A 15,360-nucleotide genomic window follows, 5' to 3' on the forward strand; every position below is an offset into this window, starting at 1 on the left:
GAAAACGAACATTAGAGAACTATTCCGAACATCGGAGGAGATGACGTGGAAACCAAAGACCTGATCGTGATCGGCGGCGGCATCAACGGTGCCGGCATTGCAGCAGACGCTGCAGGACGCGGACTGTCGGTGTTAATGCTGGAGGCGCGGGATCTGGCTTGCGCGACCTCCTCTGCCAGTTCAAAACTCATTCACGGCGGCCTGCGCTACCTTGAACATTACGAATTCCGTCTGGTCAGTGAAGCACTGGCTGAGCGCGAAGTTCTGCTGAAAATGGCTCCCCATCTGGCATTCCCGATGCGCTTCCGTCTGCCGCACCGGCCGCACCTGCGTCCGGCGTGGATGATCCGCACCGGCCTGTTTATGTATGACCATCTCGGTAAGCGTACCAGCCTGCCAGGCAGTAAAAGTCTGCGGTTTGGCGCGGATTCGGCCCTGAAGCCGGAGATTACGCGCGGATTCGAATATTCTGACTGCTGGGTTGATGATGCCCGTATGGTAGTACTGAACGCGCAGGAAGTGGTGAAGCGTGGCGGTGAAGTCCGTACCCGCACCCGCGTAACCCGTGCCTGGCGTGAAGGTGGCTTGTGGAAGGTTGAAGCGGAAGATGTCGATACCGGAAAAACCTTTACCTGGCAGGCGAAAGGCCTGGTCAATGCCGCAGGCCCATGGGTTAAGCAGCTGTTTGATGACAGCCTGAAGCTGAAATCGCCTTACGGTATCCGCCTGATTAAAGGCAGCCACATTGTGGTGCCGCGCGTTCATACCGAGAAGCAGGCTTATATTCTGCAGAACGAAGATAACCGTATCGTGTTTGTTATCCCATGGATGGATGAGTTCTCTATCATCGGCACCACCGATGTGGAGTACAAAGGCGATCCGAAAAACGTCAATATCGACGATAACGAGACCGAATATCTGCTGAAAGTGTTCAACGGACACTTTAAAAAGCAGCTGACCGCTGACGATATCGTCTGGTCTTATTCCGGTGTCCGTCCGCTGTGTGATGATGAATCCGATTCACCGCAGGCGATCACCCGTGATTATACGCTGGACGTGCGCGACGATAATGGTCAGGCACCGCTGCTTTCCGTTTTTGGCGGTAAGCTGACCACCTATCGTAAGCTGGCTGAACATGCGCTGGAAAAACTGGTGAAGTACTACCCGAACGCGGGTCCGGCCTGGACCAAAAACTGCGTGTTACCGGGCGGCAATATCTCCGGCACCCGTGAGGATTATGCAGCCAGTCTGCGTCGTCGTTATCCATTCATCAGCGAAAATATGGCGCGCCACTTCTCGCGCACCTACGGCAGCAGCACGGAAACTCTGCTGGCTGGCGCGAAAAGTCTGGATGACCTGGGTGAGAACTTCGGACACGAGTTCTACGAAGCGGAACTGCGTTACCTGGTACAGCATGAGTGGGTGCGTGAACTGGATGATGCTATCTGGCGTCGTACCAAACAGGGTATGTGGCTGACCAAAGAGCAGCAGGCTCGCGTTGTAGAGTGGCTGGCAGCGAAAGCGAAACCGGTCCTGTCGCTGGCCTCCTGAGAGAACAGTTAAACCGCAAAAAGCAGGCTTCGGCCTGCTTTTTTTTTGGCGGTTTGCCAGATAGATAGTTGGGCTCAATTCAATGCTTACAGCCAGGGTAAATGCTAGATTAAAATTGAACATTGATCACACTTTTTTTTGATAATCAGTCACGACCAGCAATATTCACCCTTGTAACTTTTACTTCATTCATCACCGTCTAAAATTAACGCTTCGCTTATCTCTCCTTCTCTATCGTTACCTTAAATCTAACGTTCAGCTTTTTTGCTTAATTGAACGATGCATTAAGAAAGCTCAGACTTCTCTCAGCATAAACGAAGCAACAGCGATTCTAATCAGGAGGTTGAAATGAACACAGGCCAAACGCCTGCCCGGGAGTGGAACACACGCCGCAGTGAAAAAGCGCGTCGTATAGCTTCCTTTCCCCTTGATGGCAAAGTCATTCCTTCAGAAAGAGCAACCGAAGCCCTGGAAACACTTATTGCACCAGGCGACCGCGTGGTACTTGAAGGGAACAACCAGAAACAGGCTGACTTCCTGTCCCGCACCCTGGCAGCGGTGAACCCGGCGAAGATCCACGACCTGCATATGATTATGCCAAGCGTCGGCCGCAGTGAGCATCTCGATATTTTTGAAAAAGGCATAGCCCGCAAACTCGACTTCTCTTTTTCCGGTCCGCAAAGTCTGCGCATGTCTCAGCTGTTACAGGATGGTCAGCTGGAAATCGGTGCTATCCACACCTATATCGAACTCTATTCCCGTCTCTATGTTGACCTCAGCCCGAATGTGGCGCTGATTGCCGGATACAAAGCCGACCGCAAAGGCAATCTCTATACCGGCCCGAGTACCGAAGATACCCCGGCACTGGTGGAAGCCGCCGCGTTTCGTGACGGTATCGTGATAGCCCAGGTCAATGAACTGGTCGATGACGAAACCGACCTGCCGCGCGTCGATATTCCTGGCTCATGGATCGACTACATTGTCGTTGCTGACAAACCGTTCTTTATCGAACCGCTGTTTACCCGCGATCCTCGCCTGATTAAACAGGAACATATCCTGATGGCGATGATGGCGATTAAAGGCATCTACGCCGAACACCAGGTGCAGTCGCTGAACCACGGGATCGGATTCAACACCGCCGCAATTGAATTGCTGCTGCCAACCTATGGCGAGCAGCTCGGTCTGAAAGGCAAAATCTGTAAACACTGGACGCTGAACCCGCATCCGACGCTGATCCCGGCGATTGAGAGCGGCTGGGTCGAGAGTGTGCACTGCTTCGGCGGTGAGCTGGGAATGGAAGAATATATCCGCGCCCGTCCCGACATCTTCTTTACCGGCAGCGACGGCTCAATGCGCTCAAACCGCGCCTTCTGTCAGCTGGCCGGCCAGTACGCGGTCGATATGTTTATCGGTGCCACCCTGCAGGTTGATGGGCTGGCTAACTCCTCTACCGTGACGCGTGGTCGTCTTTCCGGTTTCGGCGGCGCACCTAACATGGGCCACGATCCCCATGGCCGTCGTCACGCAACGCCCGCCTGGCTGAACATGATCACCGAGCCAGACCCGATGCAGCGCGGTAAAAAACTGGTGGTGCAGATGGTCGAGACCTTCCAGGCAGGCGCGAAACCGACCTTCGTTGAAACCCTTGATGCGGTTGAGGTCGCCAAAACCTCCGGTATGCCGCTGGCACCGGTCATGATTTACGGCGATGACGTGACCCATGTGCTGACCGAGGAAGGCATCGCCTATCTCTATCGCGCAGAAAGTCTTGAAGAGCGTCGCGCTATGGTTGCGGCTGTTGCGGGCATTACCGACATCGGTCTGGGTGTGGATGCGGCACGCGTCGCAGCCCTGCGTAAAAGCGGCAAAGTGGTCTACCCGGAAGATATGGGTATCCGCCGCTCTGACGCCACCCGTTCACTGCTGGCAGCGGGCAGCGTCGCTGACCTGGTTGAATGGTCAGATGGCCTGTACAACCCACCTGCTAAATTCCGGAGCTGGTAAATGAAACTCCTGTCACAGACTCAAGCCGAGGCGCAGTCCAGCCAGCTGGCGACAATGGCGCGCGATTGTCTGATCGATGAAGCACGCCTGAGCCCTAAGCCGGGTCTGGTCGACAGTCGGGGAAACGGCGCGCATCAGGATCTGACGCTGGCGCTGATGGAGCGTTCCGCTCATAGCCTGATGCCCGCCTTTCTGGCGCTGGCCCGTCACAGCTGGCTGCGTCCCGCTGATATCGCCCTGCGCGAAACGGTAGGCCGCCTGGGCCGCGACGGTGAGCAGCAGATGATGGCGGCAACCGGCGGCGTTAACACCCATCGTGGCGCGATCTGGGCGCTGGGATTGCTGGTGAGTGCCGCGGCTATGCACGGCGGCACTGCCAGTGCCGACCAGCTGACCCGCACCGCCGCCGCACTGGCCAGCCTGCCCGACCGGGCAGCGCCAAAGCTGTTCAGCAAAGGGTTAAAAGCGACGCACCGCTATCAGGTACCCGGCGCACGCGAAGAGGCACAACAGGCGTTTCCTCACGTAATGAAGCTGGCGCTACCGCAGCTGCTGGCCAGCCGGGCGGTGGGTGCCAGTGAGAACGAAGCCCGCCTGGATGCGCTGATGGCGATCATGACCTCGCTGAGCGATACCTGTGTGCTGTCACGTGCGGGTATGACCGGGCTGGACGCCATGCAGCAGGGCGCACGCGCCGTGCTGCTGGCGGGTGGCTGCCGCACAGCCGCAGGTCAGTTGGCGCTGTCGCAGCTCGACCGGCGCATGCTGGCGCTCAATGCGTCACCTGGCGGGGCCGCCGATTTGCTGGCCGCGACGCTGTTCATTGATCGGGTCTGCTTGCCTGAACATTCTTATTTTTAGAGGCCATTATGGAACACATCACATTATCTTTACCTGCTAACCGCCTGCTCAATGGCAGAGCGCTGGCCGGGGTCGTTGGTTCCGGTGATATGGAAGTGCTGTACACCGCAACCGAAGGCCAGACACTGAACATCGACATCACTACCTCACTGGATAACAGCGACGCTCGCTGGAAGGCGCTGTTTGACCGCCTGAACTTAATAAACGGCCTGCCCGCAGGAAAGCTGATTATTCACGATTTCGGCGCAACACCCGGCGTAGCGCGTATCCGTATTGAACAGGTTTTTGAAGAGGTGAGCCATGCGTAACGATGCCAGTTTTATTGAATTACGGGCCCGTGAACGCGCCCATGCGCTGCTGGATGCAGGCAGCTACCGCGAACTGCTTGACCCCTTTGAAGGCATTATGTCGCCATGGCTGGCCCCGCAGGGCGTGGTGCCTCAGTCCGATGATGGCATGGTCGTGGCACGCGGCACGCTGAATGGTCAGCCTGCCGTGGTGGTCGCCATCGAAGGCACCTTCCAGGGCGGCAGCATGGGCGAAGTCTCCGGGGCGAAAATGGCGGCAGCGCTGGAGCTGGCGGCGGAAGACAACCGCAACGGCATTCCGACTCAGGCGGTGCTCTGCCTGGAAACCGGTGGCGTGCGCTTACAGGAAGCAAATCTTGGCCTGGCGGCGATTGCGGATATTCACGCAGCGATTGTCGATCTGCGTCGCTACACCCCGGTTATCGGCATCGTCAGCGGCACCGTTGGCTGCTTCGGCGGGATGTCTATCGCTGCCGCGCTGTGCAGCTACCTGATTGTCACGCGCGAAGCCCGTCTGGGGCTGAACGGTCCGCAGGTGATCGAGCAGGAAGCAGGCATTGAAGAGTATGACTCACGCGATCGCCCGTTTATCTGGAGCATGACCGGCGGCGAAATCCGCTACGCCAGTGGCCTGGTTGATGCGCTGGTGAATGACGGCATCAACGCGGTAAAAACCGCCATGAATGAGTTCATTGCCAGAGGCGTTCCGGCTCAGAACCGCAGCGATAACTATGCCGATTTCCTGTCACGTCTGTCGCAGTTCGATACCCGCCAGCAGGCGGATACCGCGCAGATTAAACAGCTTTTCGCCCGGGAGGAGAAATAATGACTCAGACAAGCAGCCGCGGTGCAACCTGGCTGGAAAAACTCGCACCCAATGCACAGCGTCTTAGCGGCCTGTGTGCCTCTGTTCAGGTGGCTGACGGCCAGCTCAATGGCGAAAACGTCCGCTTTATTGCCGTCGTGCCCGATCCACAAAACCACTATCCGCGCGCCGCGCAGGGTGAAGTCGGTCTGCTGGAAGGCTGGACGCTGGCGAAAGTGGTGAATGAAACGCGGGAAGCAGACAAAAACAGTGCTGTGAAACGCCCGATTGTGGCGGTGATCGATGTGCCAAGCCAGGCCTATGGCCGCCGCGAAGAGGCATTCGGTATTCATCAGGCGCTGGCGGGTGCGGCGGGTGCCTATGCGAATGCACGTCTTGATGGTCATCCGGTGATTGGCCTGATTGTCGGTAAAGCGATGTCCGGTGCGTTCCTGGCCCACGGCTATCAGGCTAACCGACTGATTGCGCTTAACGATCAGGGTGTACTGGTGCATGCCATGGGCAAAGCATCGGCGGCGCGTATTACGCTGCGTTCCGTGGAAGCGCTGGAAAAACTGGCTGCGACCATTCCACCGATGGCTTACGACGTGAATAACTTCGCCACGCTGGGCCTGCTCTCCGATCTGCTGAACGTGGGCAATCCTGATGCGCCGTCTGACGCCGATGTGGCGATGGTCGAGATTGCGCTGCACAAGGCGATCAGCGACGCACGCCAGGATCCGAGCCTGAAAAGCCGCCTGGGTGCATCCAATCGTCATAGCTCCTCCCTGGTTCGCGAACGTATGCGCGCGACCTGGTAATTAAATAAAAAATAAACCTGCCGAAACCGGTCTGACGGGGCGCATCGTTCATTGCGCCCCGGAGCAGTGGCCGTGTTCAGAATTATAAACATCGCTGTTTTTTAAAGAATTTTTCTTAAATACAGGTGATTTATGATTTATATAATTGTTCATGCCCTTGCTCCGATCTTTGTCATTATGCTGCTGGGTTTCTGGGCCGGTAAGGCCGGAATGGTCAACAACAAAGATGTCTCTCTGCTCAATATCTTCGTGATGGATTTTGCACTGCCCGCCGCGCTGTTCAGCGCGACGGTTCAGACACCGTGGGCCGGGATTGTGGCGCAGTCGCCCCTGATTGTGGTCCTGACCGGGGCGATGTGGATCACCTATGCGGCGATCTATTTCCTGGCCACCGGTGTATTTAAAAAGACGCCACAGGATGCAGCGGTACTAACGCTGACCGTCGCCTTACCCAATTACGCGGCGCTGGGTCTGCCGATTCTGGGCAGCGTACTGGGCGAAGGGTCAACCACCTCGCTCTCAGTGGCCGTCTCTATCGCCTGCGGCTCAGTGCTGATGACGCCCTTCTGCCTGCTGATTCTGGAACGGGAAAAAGCGCGCAGTGCGGGTGAAAATGTAGGCTCGACGCTGACCATGCTGCCGGTTCTCATGTGGCGCTCCGTTAAAAAACCGATCGTCTGGGGTCCGCTACTGGGTGTGGTGCTGTCAGCACTGGGCGTTAAAATGCCGGAGCTGGTGCTGGCCGCGATTAAACCGCTGGGCCTGGCGGCTACCGCCGCTGCGCTGTTCCTGACGGGTGTCATTCTTTCTGCACGTCAGCTGAAACTCAACGCCGTCGTCGGCGTCGGTACTGTGGCTAAGCTGCTGATTCAGCCTTTTATCGCCTGGGGTCTGGTACTGGCGCTGGGGCTTAACGGTTCAGTGGCCATCACCGCTATCCTGATGATTGCGCTGTCGGCCGGTTTCTTCGGCGTGGTGTTCGGCAACCGCTTTGGCGTGCAGTCGCCCGATGCTGAAGCCGTGCTGCTGTTAAGCTCAATTCTGTGTATTTTATCGTTACCGCTGTTCATCACGCTGACATCAGGAATGTAATATGAGTGCGCCGCGCCCCCACGATCTGCTCTGGCTGCGTCACAGCGACGCGTTAGCCGCGATTAAAGAGAACTGGGTCAGTCAGTACTGGCACCCCGATCTGCCGGTGGTGGTACGGCGCGACCACCGTGAATCTGGTCTGATTCCGGTGGGTGTGCGCGGTGAACGACGTGAGCAGCGCGCCGCCGGCTGGATTAATCCAGCCGATATTGTCCGGATGGTGACGCCAGAGAGTCTGACAGAACGGCCATGGCTGCTGGATTCACCCTTTACCGCTTATGCGCCGGTTCGCGCGGCGATTGCGCTCAGCGAGTCTCTCTGGCCCTGGCATTGGGGCATTACCGGCAGCACCGGTTATGCGCTGGCGACGCAACGGCCCATGCTGCACGCTGCCAGCGATCTTGATTTGGTGATCCGCGCCCCGCAGCCGCTGCCGCGCGATGTGCTGCAACAGTGGCAGACGCAGACCGACTCGCTGGACTGCCGGGTAGATACCCAGGTGGAAACGCCGTCTGGCGCATTTGCGCTGAACGAGTGGCTGCGTGAGGGTCGCGTGCTGTTAAAAACCGATACCGGACCGATACTGACCGCTTCACCCTGGAGCAGGGAAAATTAATGAAAATACTCTTTACCTTTCCCGGCCAGGGCACCCAGCGTGCCGGGATGCTGCAGCATCTGCCCGACGGCGACGCGGTGTTAAACAGCGTGCGAGCGGTACTGGGCGACGAGACAGACCGGCTCGACAGCACTGATGCGCTGCGCCACACCCGCGCCGTGCAGCTCTGTTTGCTGATTGCCGGCGTCGCCTGGGCGCGCGAGCTGATCCGCCGTGGGGTGAAACCGGACATCGTCAGTGGTCTGTCAATTGGTGCGTTTCCCGCTGCGGTGATCGCCGGTGCGCTCGATTTCAGCGATGCCCTGCGGCTGGTTGCGTTGCGCGGCGATCTGATGGAGCAGGCTTATCCGCACGGATATGGCCTGACCGCCATCACCGGCTTAACGCTGAATCGTCTGGAAAAGCTGCTGGCTGGCAGCAATACCTACATCGCCAACCTGAATACGGAAACGCAGATTGTGATCGCCGGTCGTGACGAGGATATGGCTGTCGTGGCGCAGAAAGCGCTGGATGCCGGTGCCAGCAAAGCGATCAAACTCGCGGTGAGCGTGCCATCGCACTGCGCGCTGCTGGACAAGCCCGCCGCCGAACTGGCGCACGCGTTTGAGTCAGTCAGCCTTTCGCGGCCCGATTGCGCTTATCTCAGTGGCTCAACTGGCCGGGTGATTTGGGAACCGGAGAAGATTGCTGACGATCTCGCCTTTAATATGGCGCGCACGGTGCAGTGGAGTGATGCGATGGTTTCCGCTAATCAGCGCGATGCCCGACTGGCGATCGAGATGCCGCCGGGCAATGTGCTGACCGGCCTGACATTGCAGGCGGGCTGGCAGGGAGAAGCGATCTGCATGGAGCGCAACAGCGTCGAGGTGGCGCTGCATCTGGCTAAACGGCTCAGTCAGTAAGGCTGCGGGCATACATCCGCCCTTCTGCCGCCAGGGCCAGCAGGTCATTATCGCGTTCGCGACGATGTGAGTAGACAATCGAGATCTGCTGACGCATCTGATAAGGATCAGCGAGCGGCAGCAACTGAATGTTGTTTTCATACACCTTCTTCATTCGTCCCGGAATCAGCGCCAGGCCAATGCCCGCCTGCACCAGGCTTATCATTGAGAAGATGTCATTCACCTGAGTGACCATGCGCGGTTCAAATCCGGCTATCTGAAACGCCTCCTGCGAACCGGTATAGGTGGCAAATCCCTCAGCCAGTGAAACAAAATCGCGGTCGGCAAAATCACGCAGATCCACCGGGCCGATTTCCTCCCGCATCTCCCCGGCTGGCGCAGCCAGAAAGATAGTGTCTTCAAACAGCGGAATCACATCAAAATGCGCATCGCTGAGTTCGCCCTCATCGGTGGCGATCAGAATCGCATCCAGCGCGTCATCTTCCAGCATGTTCAGCAGCATCTGATTGGATCCCATGGTCAGATCAAGCTCCAGCGTGGGCCGACGCAGTTTCATGCCCATGATCAGTCGGGGAATGGTTTCAAGCGTCAGCGAGTAGAGCGTGCCGAGCCGCAGACGACCTACACCGATGCCCGCCACCTTGCGTGCCTCTTCAATACCTTTCCCCATCAGGGTGGTCACGTCGCGACAATAGTCCAGCAGTGTCCAGGCGGCAGGCAACGGCACCAGATTACGGCCTTTGTGAATAAACAGCGGGCAGTCAATACCCTCTTCCAGCGTGTGCAGCGCACGATGCACACTGACACTGCTCAGCGCCAGCGCTTCCGCCGTACGGGCGATATTTCCTTTGCTCATAAACATCATAAAGACGCTGAGCTTGCGGAAGGTAATTTCCTGATTGATGTTGTCACTCATGGGCTGCGGTTGCCTGTCGGGTCGTTTTGCTTTTCCGCATAGTAGCGATTCTCAGCCAAAGTGTAATGATCTGGTTCGCTCTATGGGCAGATACAGGCACAGAGGTCATAAGAGGCTGAACCTTCTGAAAAAGCAACGGGATGGCGGGAGTGTCAGGCGAAAAGATGAGAAGGCGGCCGGTTACCCGGCCGCAAAGAACGTCAGAAAGGCATACTGTCCGGCACTACAGCCTTATGGGTGTAATGTTCCAGATCTCATCGGCGTACTCCTGGATGGTACGGTCCGACGAGAAGTAGCCCATGCCCGCGATATTTTTCGCCGCACGGCGCTGCCACTCATCCGGTTTACGGTAGAGCGCATCCACTTTATCCTGGGTATCCACATAGCTGCGATAATCCGCCAGTAACTGGTAGTGATCGCCGAAGTTAACCAGAGAGTCGAACAGATTGCGGTAGCGACCCGGATCCTGCGGACTGAATACGCCAGAGGCAATCTGAGTCAGCACCTGATGCAGCTCTTCATCCCCTTCGTAATAGTCACGCGGGTTGTAGCCGCCCTGACGCAGCGCTTCGACCTGCGGCGTGGTATTACCAAAGATAAAGATATTTTCTTCCCCGACGTGATCCAGCATCTCAACGTTAGCGCCATCCAGCGTACCGATCGTCAACGCGCCGTTCAGCGCAAACTTCATGTTACTGGTGCCGGACGCTTCCGTCCCTGCGGTCGAGATCTGCTCAGAGAGATCGGCCGCCGGGATAATGATCTGCGCCAGACTCACGCTGTAGTTCGGGATGAAGACCACCTTCAGTTTGTTCTTCACCTGGGGATCGTTGTTGATCACATTCGCGACATCGTTGATCAGATGAATAATATGTTTGGCAACGTAGTAGGCCGATGCGGCTTTACCGGCGAAGATATTCACGCGCGGTACCCAATCCGCCTGCGGATCGGCCTTGATACGGTTGTAACGGGTGATCACATGCAGCACGTTGAGCAACTGACGTTTGTACTCGTGAATACGCTTGATCTGGACATCAAACAGCGCATTCGGGTCGAGCACCACATCCAGATTTTTCGCTACCCAGTCGGCCAGCCGACGCTTGTTCTGGTGCTTGGCAACCGCGACTTTTTCAATAAACGCCGGATAGTCGATCTGTGCTTTCAGCTCATCCAGCTGGCTGAGATCGGTACGCCAGTTGCGGCCAATTTCCTCATCCAGCACCTCTGACAGCGCCGGGTTTGCCAGCGCCAGCCAGCGACGTGGGGTGACGCCGTTGGTTTTGTTGCAGAAGCGGCCCGGGAACAGACGGGAGAAGTCGGCAAACAGCGACTGGACCATCAGGTTAGAGTGCAGCTCTGACACGCCATTCACTTTATGACTGACGACGACGGCCAGCCAGCCCATGCGTACCCGGCGTCCATCGTTCTCGTCGATGATTGAAATGCGCGACAGCAGATCCAGGTCATCAGGATAGTGATCCTGAATCGTCTTGAGGAAGAAGTCGTTAATTTCGAAAATGATGCTGAGGTGGCGCGGCAGGATCTTACCGATCATATCGACCGGCCAGGTCTCAAGCGCTTCAGTCATCAGCGTATGGTTGGTATAAGAGAAGACCTGACAGCAGACGTCGAAGGCGCTGTCCCAGCTGAATTTATGTTCGTCGATCAGCAGGCGCATCAGTTCGGGGATCGCCAGCACCGGATGGGTATCATTCAGGTGAATGGCGATTTTGTCTGCCAGGTTGTCCCAGGTCTGGTGCATCCGCCAGTGACGATTCAGGATGTCCTGCACGGTCGCGGAGACCAGGAAATATTCCTGACGCAGACGTAGTTCACGGCCCGAATAGGTTGAGTCATCCGGGTAGAGGACGCGCGACACGTTTTCAGAGTGGTTTTTATCTTCCACCGCCGCGAAGTAGTCGCCCTGGTTGAACTTGCCGAGGTTGATTTCGTTGCTGGCCTGGGCACCCCACAGCCGCAGGGTATTGGTCGCGTCGGTGTCAAAGCCCGGAATGATCTGGTCATAGGCCATCGCCAGGATCTCTTCGGTCTCCAGCCAGCGCACTTTGCTGCCTTCGTGCTGAACGCGACCGCCAAAGCGCACTTTGTAACGGGTATTGAAACGCTGGAATTCCCACGGATTACCATATTCGAGCCAGTAATCCGGCGACTCTTTCTGCTCACCTTCCACAATGTTCTGTTTGAACATGCCGTAATCATAGCGGATGCCATAGCCACGGCCCGGCATGCCCAGCGTCGCCAGTGAATCGAGGAAACAGGCCGCCAGGCGACCCAGACCACCGTTGCCCAGCCCCGGATCGTTCTCCTCTTCCATCAGCTCGGCCAGATCCAGACCCATCTCATCCAGCGCCTGGTTGAGATCGTCATAGATCCCCATCGCCAGCAGCGCATTCCCTAATGTGCGCCCCATCAGGAACTCCATCGACAGGTAATAGACCTGGCGGACATCCTGTGAGAGTTGGGCACGGCTGGAACGCAGCCAGCGCTCCACCATCCGGTCGCGCACCGCCAGCAGCGAGGCATTGAGCCACTCGTGCTTGTTGGCGATCGAGGGATCTTTGCCGATAGTAAACATCAGTTTGTAGGCAATCGAATGCTTTAAGGCATCAACCGTCAACGTTGGTGAGGCGTAAGTGAAAGGTGCATTCATATCCAGTTTTCCCAATCCGTTACATCAAACGTTGGTAGAGATCACGGTAGGCCTGTGCGGCCACCTGCCAGCTAAAGTCCATCGCCATCGCCTGGCGCTGAACGTAACGCCACAGTGAAGGACGGGACCACAACACAAATGCGCGCCGGATGGCCCGCAACAGCGACCAGGCATTGGCATCTTCAAAGCTGAAGCCGCTGGCAATACCGTCGGCCAGGTTCTCCAGAGAACTGTCATTAACGGTATCGGCCAGCCCGCCAGTGCGGCGTACTAACGGCAACGTACCATACTTCAGACCATAAAGTTGTGTCAGGCCACAGGGCTCAAAGCGACTCGGCACCACGATCACATCCGCGCCACCGACAATACGGTGAGAGAACGCTTCGTGATAGCCAATCTGCACGCCGACACTGCCCGGATGCTCCGCCGCCGCCGCCAGGAATCCCTGTTGCAGTTCGGCATCACCCTGTCCCAGCAGCACCAGCTGTCCGCCCTGCGCCAGCAGACCAGGCAGCGCTTCCAGTACCAGGTCCAGGCCCTTCTGTTTGGTCAGACGGCTGATCACGCAGAATACTGGTGCTTTATCATCCACCTTCAGCCCCATCGCCACCTGCAGCTGCCGTTTGTTTTCCGCTTTCGCCTCCAGCGTGTCGCGGTTATAGCGCGCGCTTAGCAGCAGATCGTGCGCCGGGTCCCAGATAGAGGGATCGACGCCATTAAGGATCCCGCTAAGCCGGCCTTCCAGCATCCGCTGCGCCAGCAGGCTTTCCATGCCATAAGCATATTCGGCAGAGGTAATTTCATGCGCGTAAGTCGGACTCACCGCCGTGATGTGGTCAGCGTAAAAGAGTCCCGCTTTCAGGAAGGAGATCTGTCCGAAGAACTCCAGCCCATGCATGTTAAAGAACGACCACGGCAGGCCAATCTCATCCATGTGATGGGCCATGAACAACCCCTGGTATGCCAGGTTGTGCACGGTAAAGACGGATTTAGCCGGACGTCCACGCGCTTCCAGATAGGCGCAGGTCAGGCCAGCATGCCAGTCATGCGCATGCACGATCCCGGGACGCCACATAGAATCCATGCCGCACGCCAGTTCACAGCCGACCCAGCCCAGCAGCGCAAAACGCAGATAGTTGTCGACATACGCAAACTGCGACTCGTCATGGTAAGGACTGCCGGGGCGATCGTAGAGGCCAGGCGCATCAATTAAGTAGATGCCCACACCATTGAATTCACCAAATAGCAGACGTATATGACCGGCAAATGTCTCTCGCTCCGTCACTACCTGGAGATCAGGTATGCCTTTGCGCAGTGCGGGAAAAGCGGGCAACAGTACCCGTGTATCCGTGCCGCCCGCAATCTGCGCCTGAGGTAATGCCCCGACTACATCAGCCAGTCCGCCCGTTTTCAGCAGCGGGAAAAGTTCTGAACAGACATGTAAAACCTGCATCCTCGACCTCATTAAGTTATCCGGCACGCTCCGCGTGCCGATTGCGTAAGTTCCGCTTATCGCTTACAGCCCCGCTTTGGCCAGTCTGGCCAGCATGGCGCGGGTGACCAGTACGATCCCTTCATCCGAACGGTGAAAACGACGACTGTCTTCATCGGGGTTTTCGCCAATAACCATGCCTTCCGGCAGTTCGCAGGCGCGATCGATCACGCAGCGACGCAGGCGACACGATCGGCCCACTACCACATCGGGCAGCAGTACAGTTGAATCAATATTGCAAAACGAGTTAACGCGAACCCGGGGGAACAGCACTGAATTGACCACCACCGAACCGGAGATAATGCAGCCGCCCGAGACCAGCGAGTTCATGGTCATCCCGTGACTGCCGGAACGATCCTGAACAAATTTCGCCGGCGGCAGCGGCTCCATGTGAGTACGGATAGGCCAGGTGACGTCATACATATCCAGCTCAGGCATCACCGAGGCCAGATCGAGATTGGCGCGCCAGTAGGCCTCCAGCGTTCCGACGTCGCGCCAGTAAGGCGGCGCGTTGTCATCATTCTGGACGCAGGAGAGCGCAAAGGAGTGCGCATAGCCTTCGCCGCTTGCCACCACTTTCGGCAGGATATCTTTGCCGAAATCGTGGTTAGAGCCTGGCGTCTGCAGATCCGCTTCCAGCAGTTCATAGAGATAATCCGCGTTGAAGACGTAGATCCCCATGCTGGCGAGCGACTGCGTGTCATCACCTGGCATGGTGGGCGGTTTCGCGGGTTTCTCCACGAAGTCGATCACCATGTTCTCCTCATTCACCGCCATCACGCCAAACGCCGTGGCTTCATGCACCGGTACCGGTAAACAGGCGATGGTACATTTCGCCTCGTTTACCACGTGATCCAGCAGCATGCGTGAATAATCCATCTTATAAATGTGGTCCCCGGCAAGGATCACGATGTACTGCGCCTGATAGCGGCGAATCACATCAAGGTTTTGCGTCACGGCATCGGCCGTTCCGCGATACCACTGTTCGGTCGAAAAGCGCTGCTGCGCTGGCAGCAAATCGACAAACTCATTCATCTCTTCATTGAAGATCGACCAGCCACGCTGGATATGCTGAGTCAGGGTATGGGACTGATACTGGGTAATGACGCCAATCCGCCGGATACCGGAGTTGACGCAGTTGGAGAGGGCAAAGTCGATAATGCGGAACTTGCCGCCGAAATGCACCGCCGGTTTGGCACGTTTGGCCGTTAAATCGACCAGCCGCGTGCCGCGTCCGCCGGCAAGGATCAGAGCAACCGTCTGTGTAGGGAGCTGGCGGGCCAGCATCAGGTGTTCTGTTCTATCTAACTTAACCATGTCT

The 15,360-nt window shown here is 57.2% G+C and carries 13 protein-coding genes; 9 read left to right on the forward strand and 4 right to left on the reverse strand.

Translation table 11 applies throughout. The annotated features are described in order from the left end of the window. Positions 1-45 precede the first annotated feature (45 nt). From glpD to mdcH, 9 genes are all read left to right on the forward strand, one after another. Positions 46-1,551 carry a glycerol-3-phosphate dehydrogenase gene (gene glpD, locus F3I44_RS09815; RefSeq protein WP_150019386.1) on the forward strand — a complete coding sequence of 502 codons (1,506 nt, stop codon included), beginning with the start codon at positions 46-48 and terminating at the stop codon, positions 1,549-1,551. 348 nt (positions 1,552-1,899) lie between these two features. Beyond that, on the forward strand, positions 1,900-3,555 hold the full coding sequence (mdcA, locus tag F3I44_RS09820) for a malonate decarboxylase subunit alpha (protein WP_150011124.1): 1,656 nt from the start codon (positions 1,900-1,902) through the stop codon (positions 3,553-3,555). Further along, entirely contained in the window at positions 3,556-4,416 is an 861-nt protein-coding gene (locus F3I44_RS09825) for a triphosphoribosyl-dephospho-CoA synthase (protein ID WP_150011126.1), read from the forward strand. An 8-nt stretch (positions 4,417-4,424) separates the two neighbouring features. After that, positions 4,425-4,724: a malonate decarboxylase acyl carrier protein gene (gene mdcC, locus F3I44_RS09830; protein WP_033784182.1), complete on the forward strand. Its 300-nt coding sequence runs from the start codon at positions 4,425-4,427 to the stop codon at positions 4,722-4,724. Next, the gene (locus F3I44_RS09835) at positions 4,717-5,550 is read left to right on the forward strand and encodes a biotin-independent malonate decarboxylase subunit beta (protein ID WP_150011128.1); all 834 of its coding nucleotides are present in this window, start codon (positions 4,717-4,719) and stop codon (positions 5,548-5,550) included. Before mdcC ends, F3I44_RS09835 begins: the two co-directional genes overlap by 8 nt. Continuing rightward, the gene (gene mdcE, locus F3I44_RS09840; protein WP_150011130.1) at positions 5,550-6,350 is read left to right on the forward strand and encodes a biotin-independent malonate decarboxylase subunit gamma; all 801 of its coding nucleotides are present in this window, start codon (positions 5,550-5,552) and stop codon (positions 6,348-6,350) included. Before F3I44_RS09835 ends, mdcE begins: the two co-directional genes overlap by 1 nt. Before the next feature lie 132 nt (positions 6,351-6,482). Next, positions 6,483-7,442, forward strand: coding sequence for an AEC family transporter (locus tag F3I44_RS09845; RefSeq protein WP_150011132.1), 960 nt, complete (start codon positions 6,483-6,485; stop codon positions 7,440-7,442). Between the two features lies 1 nt (position 7,443). After that, positions 7,444-8,058: a malonate decarboxylase holo-ACP synthase gene (locus tag F3I44_RS09850; protein ID WP_150011134.1), complete on the forward strand. Its 615-nt coding sequence runs from the start codon at positions 7,444-7,446 to the stop codon at positions 8,056-8,058. Further along, positions 8,058-8,960, forward strand: coding sequence for a malonate decarboxylase subunit epsilon (gene mdcH / locus F3I44_RS09855; RefSeq protein WP_150011136.1), 903 nt, complete (start codon positions 8,058-8,060; stop codon positions 8,958-8,960). Before F3I44_RS09850 ends, mdcH begins: the two co-directional genes overlap by 1 nt. Here the strand turns inward: mdcH and F3I44_RS09860 are convergent. From F3I44_RS09860 to glgC, 4 genes are all read right to left on the reverse strand, one after another. Beyond that, positions 8,950-9,876 (reverse strand): LysR family transcriptional regulator, encoded by a 927-nt coding sequence (locus F3I44_RS09860; RefSeq protein ID WP_150011138.1) that lies wholly within the window; start codon positions 9,874-9,876, stop codon positions 8,950-8,952. The genes mdcH and F3I44_RS09860 overlap by 11 nt on opposite strands. Positions 9,877-10,099: 223 nt before the next feature. Further along, entirely contained in the window at positions 10,100-12,547 is a 2,448-nt protein-coding gene (glgP, locus tag F3I44_RS09865) for a glycogen phosphorylase (protein WP_150011140.1), read from the reverse strand. Between the two features lie 19 nt (positions 12,548-12,566). After that, a complete protein-coding gene (glgA, locus tag F3I44_RS09870; RefSeq protein ID WP_150011142.1) occupies positions 12,567-14,000 on the reverse strand; it encodes a glycogen synthase GlgA in 1,434 nt (477 codons plus the stop codon). Between the two features lie 63 nt (positions 14,001-14,063). Then, a complete protein-coding gene (gene glgC / locus F3I44_RS09875) occupies positions 14,064-15,356 on the reverse strand; it encodes a glucose-1-phosphate adenylyltransferase (RefSeq protein WP_009087751.1) in 1,293 nt (430 codons plus the stop codon). Positions 15,357-15,360: the final 4 nt, after the last annotated feature.

This window comes from Pantoea sp. F_5, assembly GCF_008631595.1.
In the GTDB taxonomy this organism is placed as follows: domain Bacteria; phylum Pseudomonadota; class Gammaproteobacteria; order Enterobacterales; family Enterobacteriaceae; genus Pantoea; species Pantoea gossypiicola.

Bases quoted from the DNA above. Each gene is read 5' to 3' on its own strand.
- glgC (WP_009087751.1), bottom strand. From the start codon at position 15,356: ATGGTTAAGTTAGATAGAACAGAACACCTGATGCTGGCCCGCCAGCTC.
- F3I44_RS09825 (WP_150011126.1), top strand. From the start codon at position 3,556: ATGAAACTCCTGTCACAGACTCAAGCCGAGGCGCAGTCCAGCCAGCTG.
- F3I44_RS09850 (WP_150011134.1), top strand. From the start codon at position 7,444: ATGAGTGCGCCGCGCCCCCACGATCTGCTCTGGCTGCGTCACAGCGAC.
- mdcE (WP_150011130.1), top strand. From the start codon at position 5,550: ATGACTCAGACAAGCAGCCGCGGTGCAACCTGGCTGGAAAAACTCGCA.
- glgP (WP_150011140.1), bottom strand. From the start codon at position 12,547: ATGAATGCACCTTTCACTTACGCCTCACCAACGTTGACGGTTGATGCC.
- F3I44_RS09860 (WP_150011138.1), bottom strand. From the start codon at position 9,876: ATGAGTGACAACATCAATCAGGAAATTACCTTCCGCAAGCTCAGCGTC.
- F3I44_RS09845 (WP_150011132.1), top strand. From the start codon at position 6,483: ATGATTTATATAATTGTTCATGCCCTTGCTCCGATCTTTGTCATTATG.
- mdcH (WP_150011136.1), top strand. From the start codon at position 8,058: ATGAAAATACTCTTTACCTTTCCCGGCCAGGGCACCCAGCGTGCCGGG.
- glgA (WP_150011142.1), bottom strand. From the start codon at position 14,000: ATGCAGGTTTTACATGTCTGTTCAGAACTTTTCCCGCTGCTGAAAACG.
- F3I44_RS09835 (WP_150011128.1), top strand. From the start codon at position 4,717: ATGCGTAACGATGCCAGTTTTATTGAATTACGGGCCCGTGAACGCGCC.
- mdcA (WP_150011124.1), top strand. From the start codon at position 1,900: ATGAACACAGGCCAAACGCCTGCCCGGGAGTGGAACACACGCCGCAGT.
- mdcC (WP_033784182.1), top strand. From the start codon at position 4,425: ATGGAACACATCACATTATCTTTACCTGCTAACCGCCTGCTCAATGGC.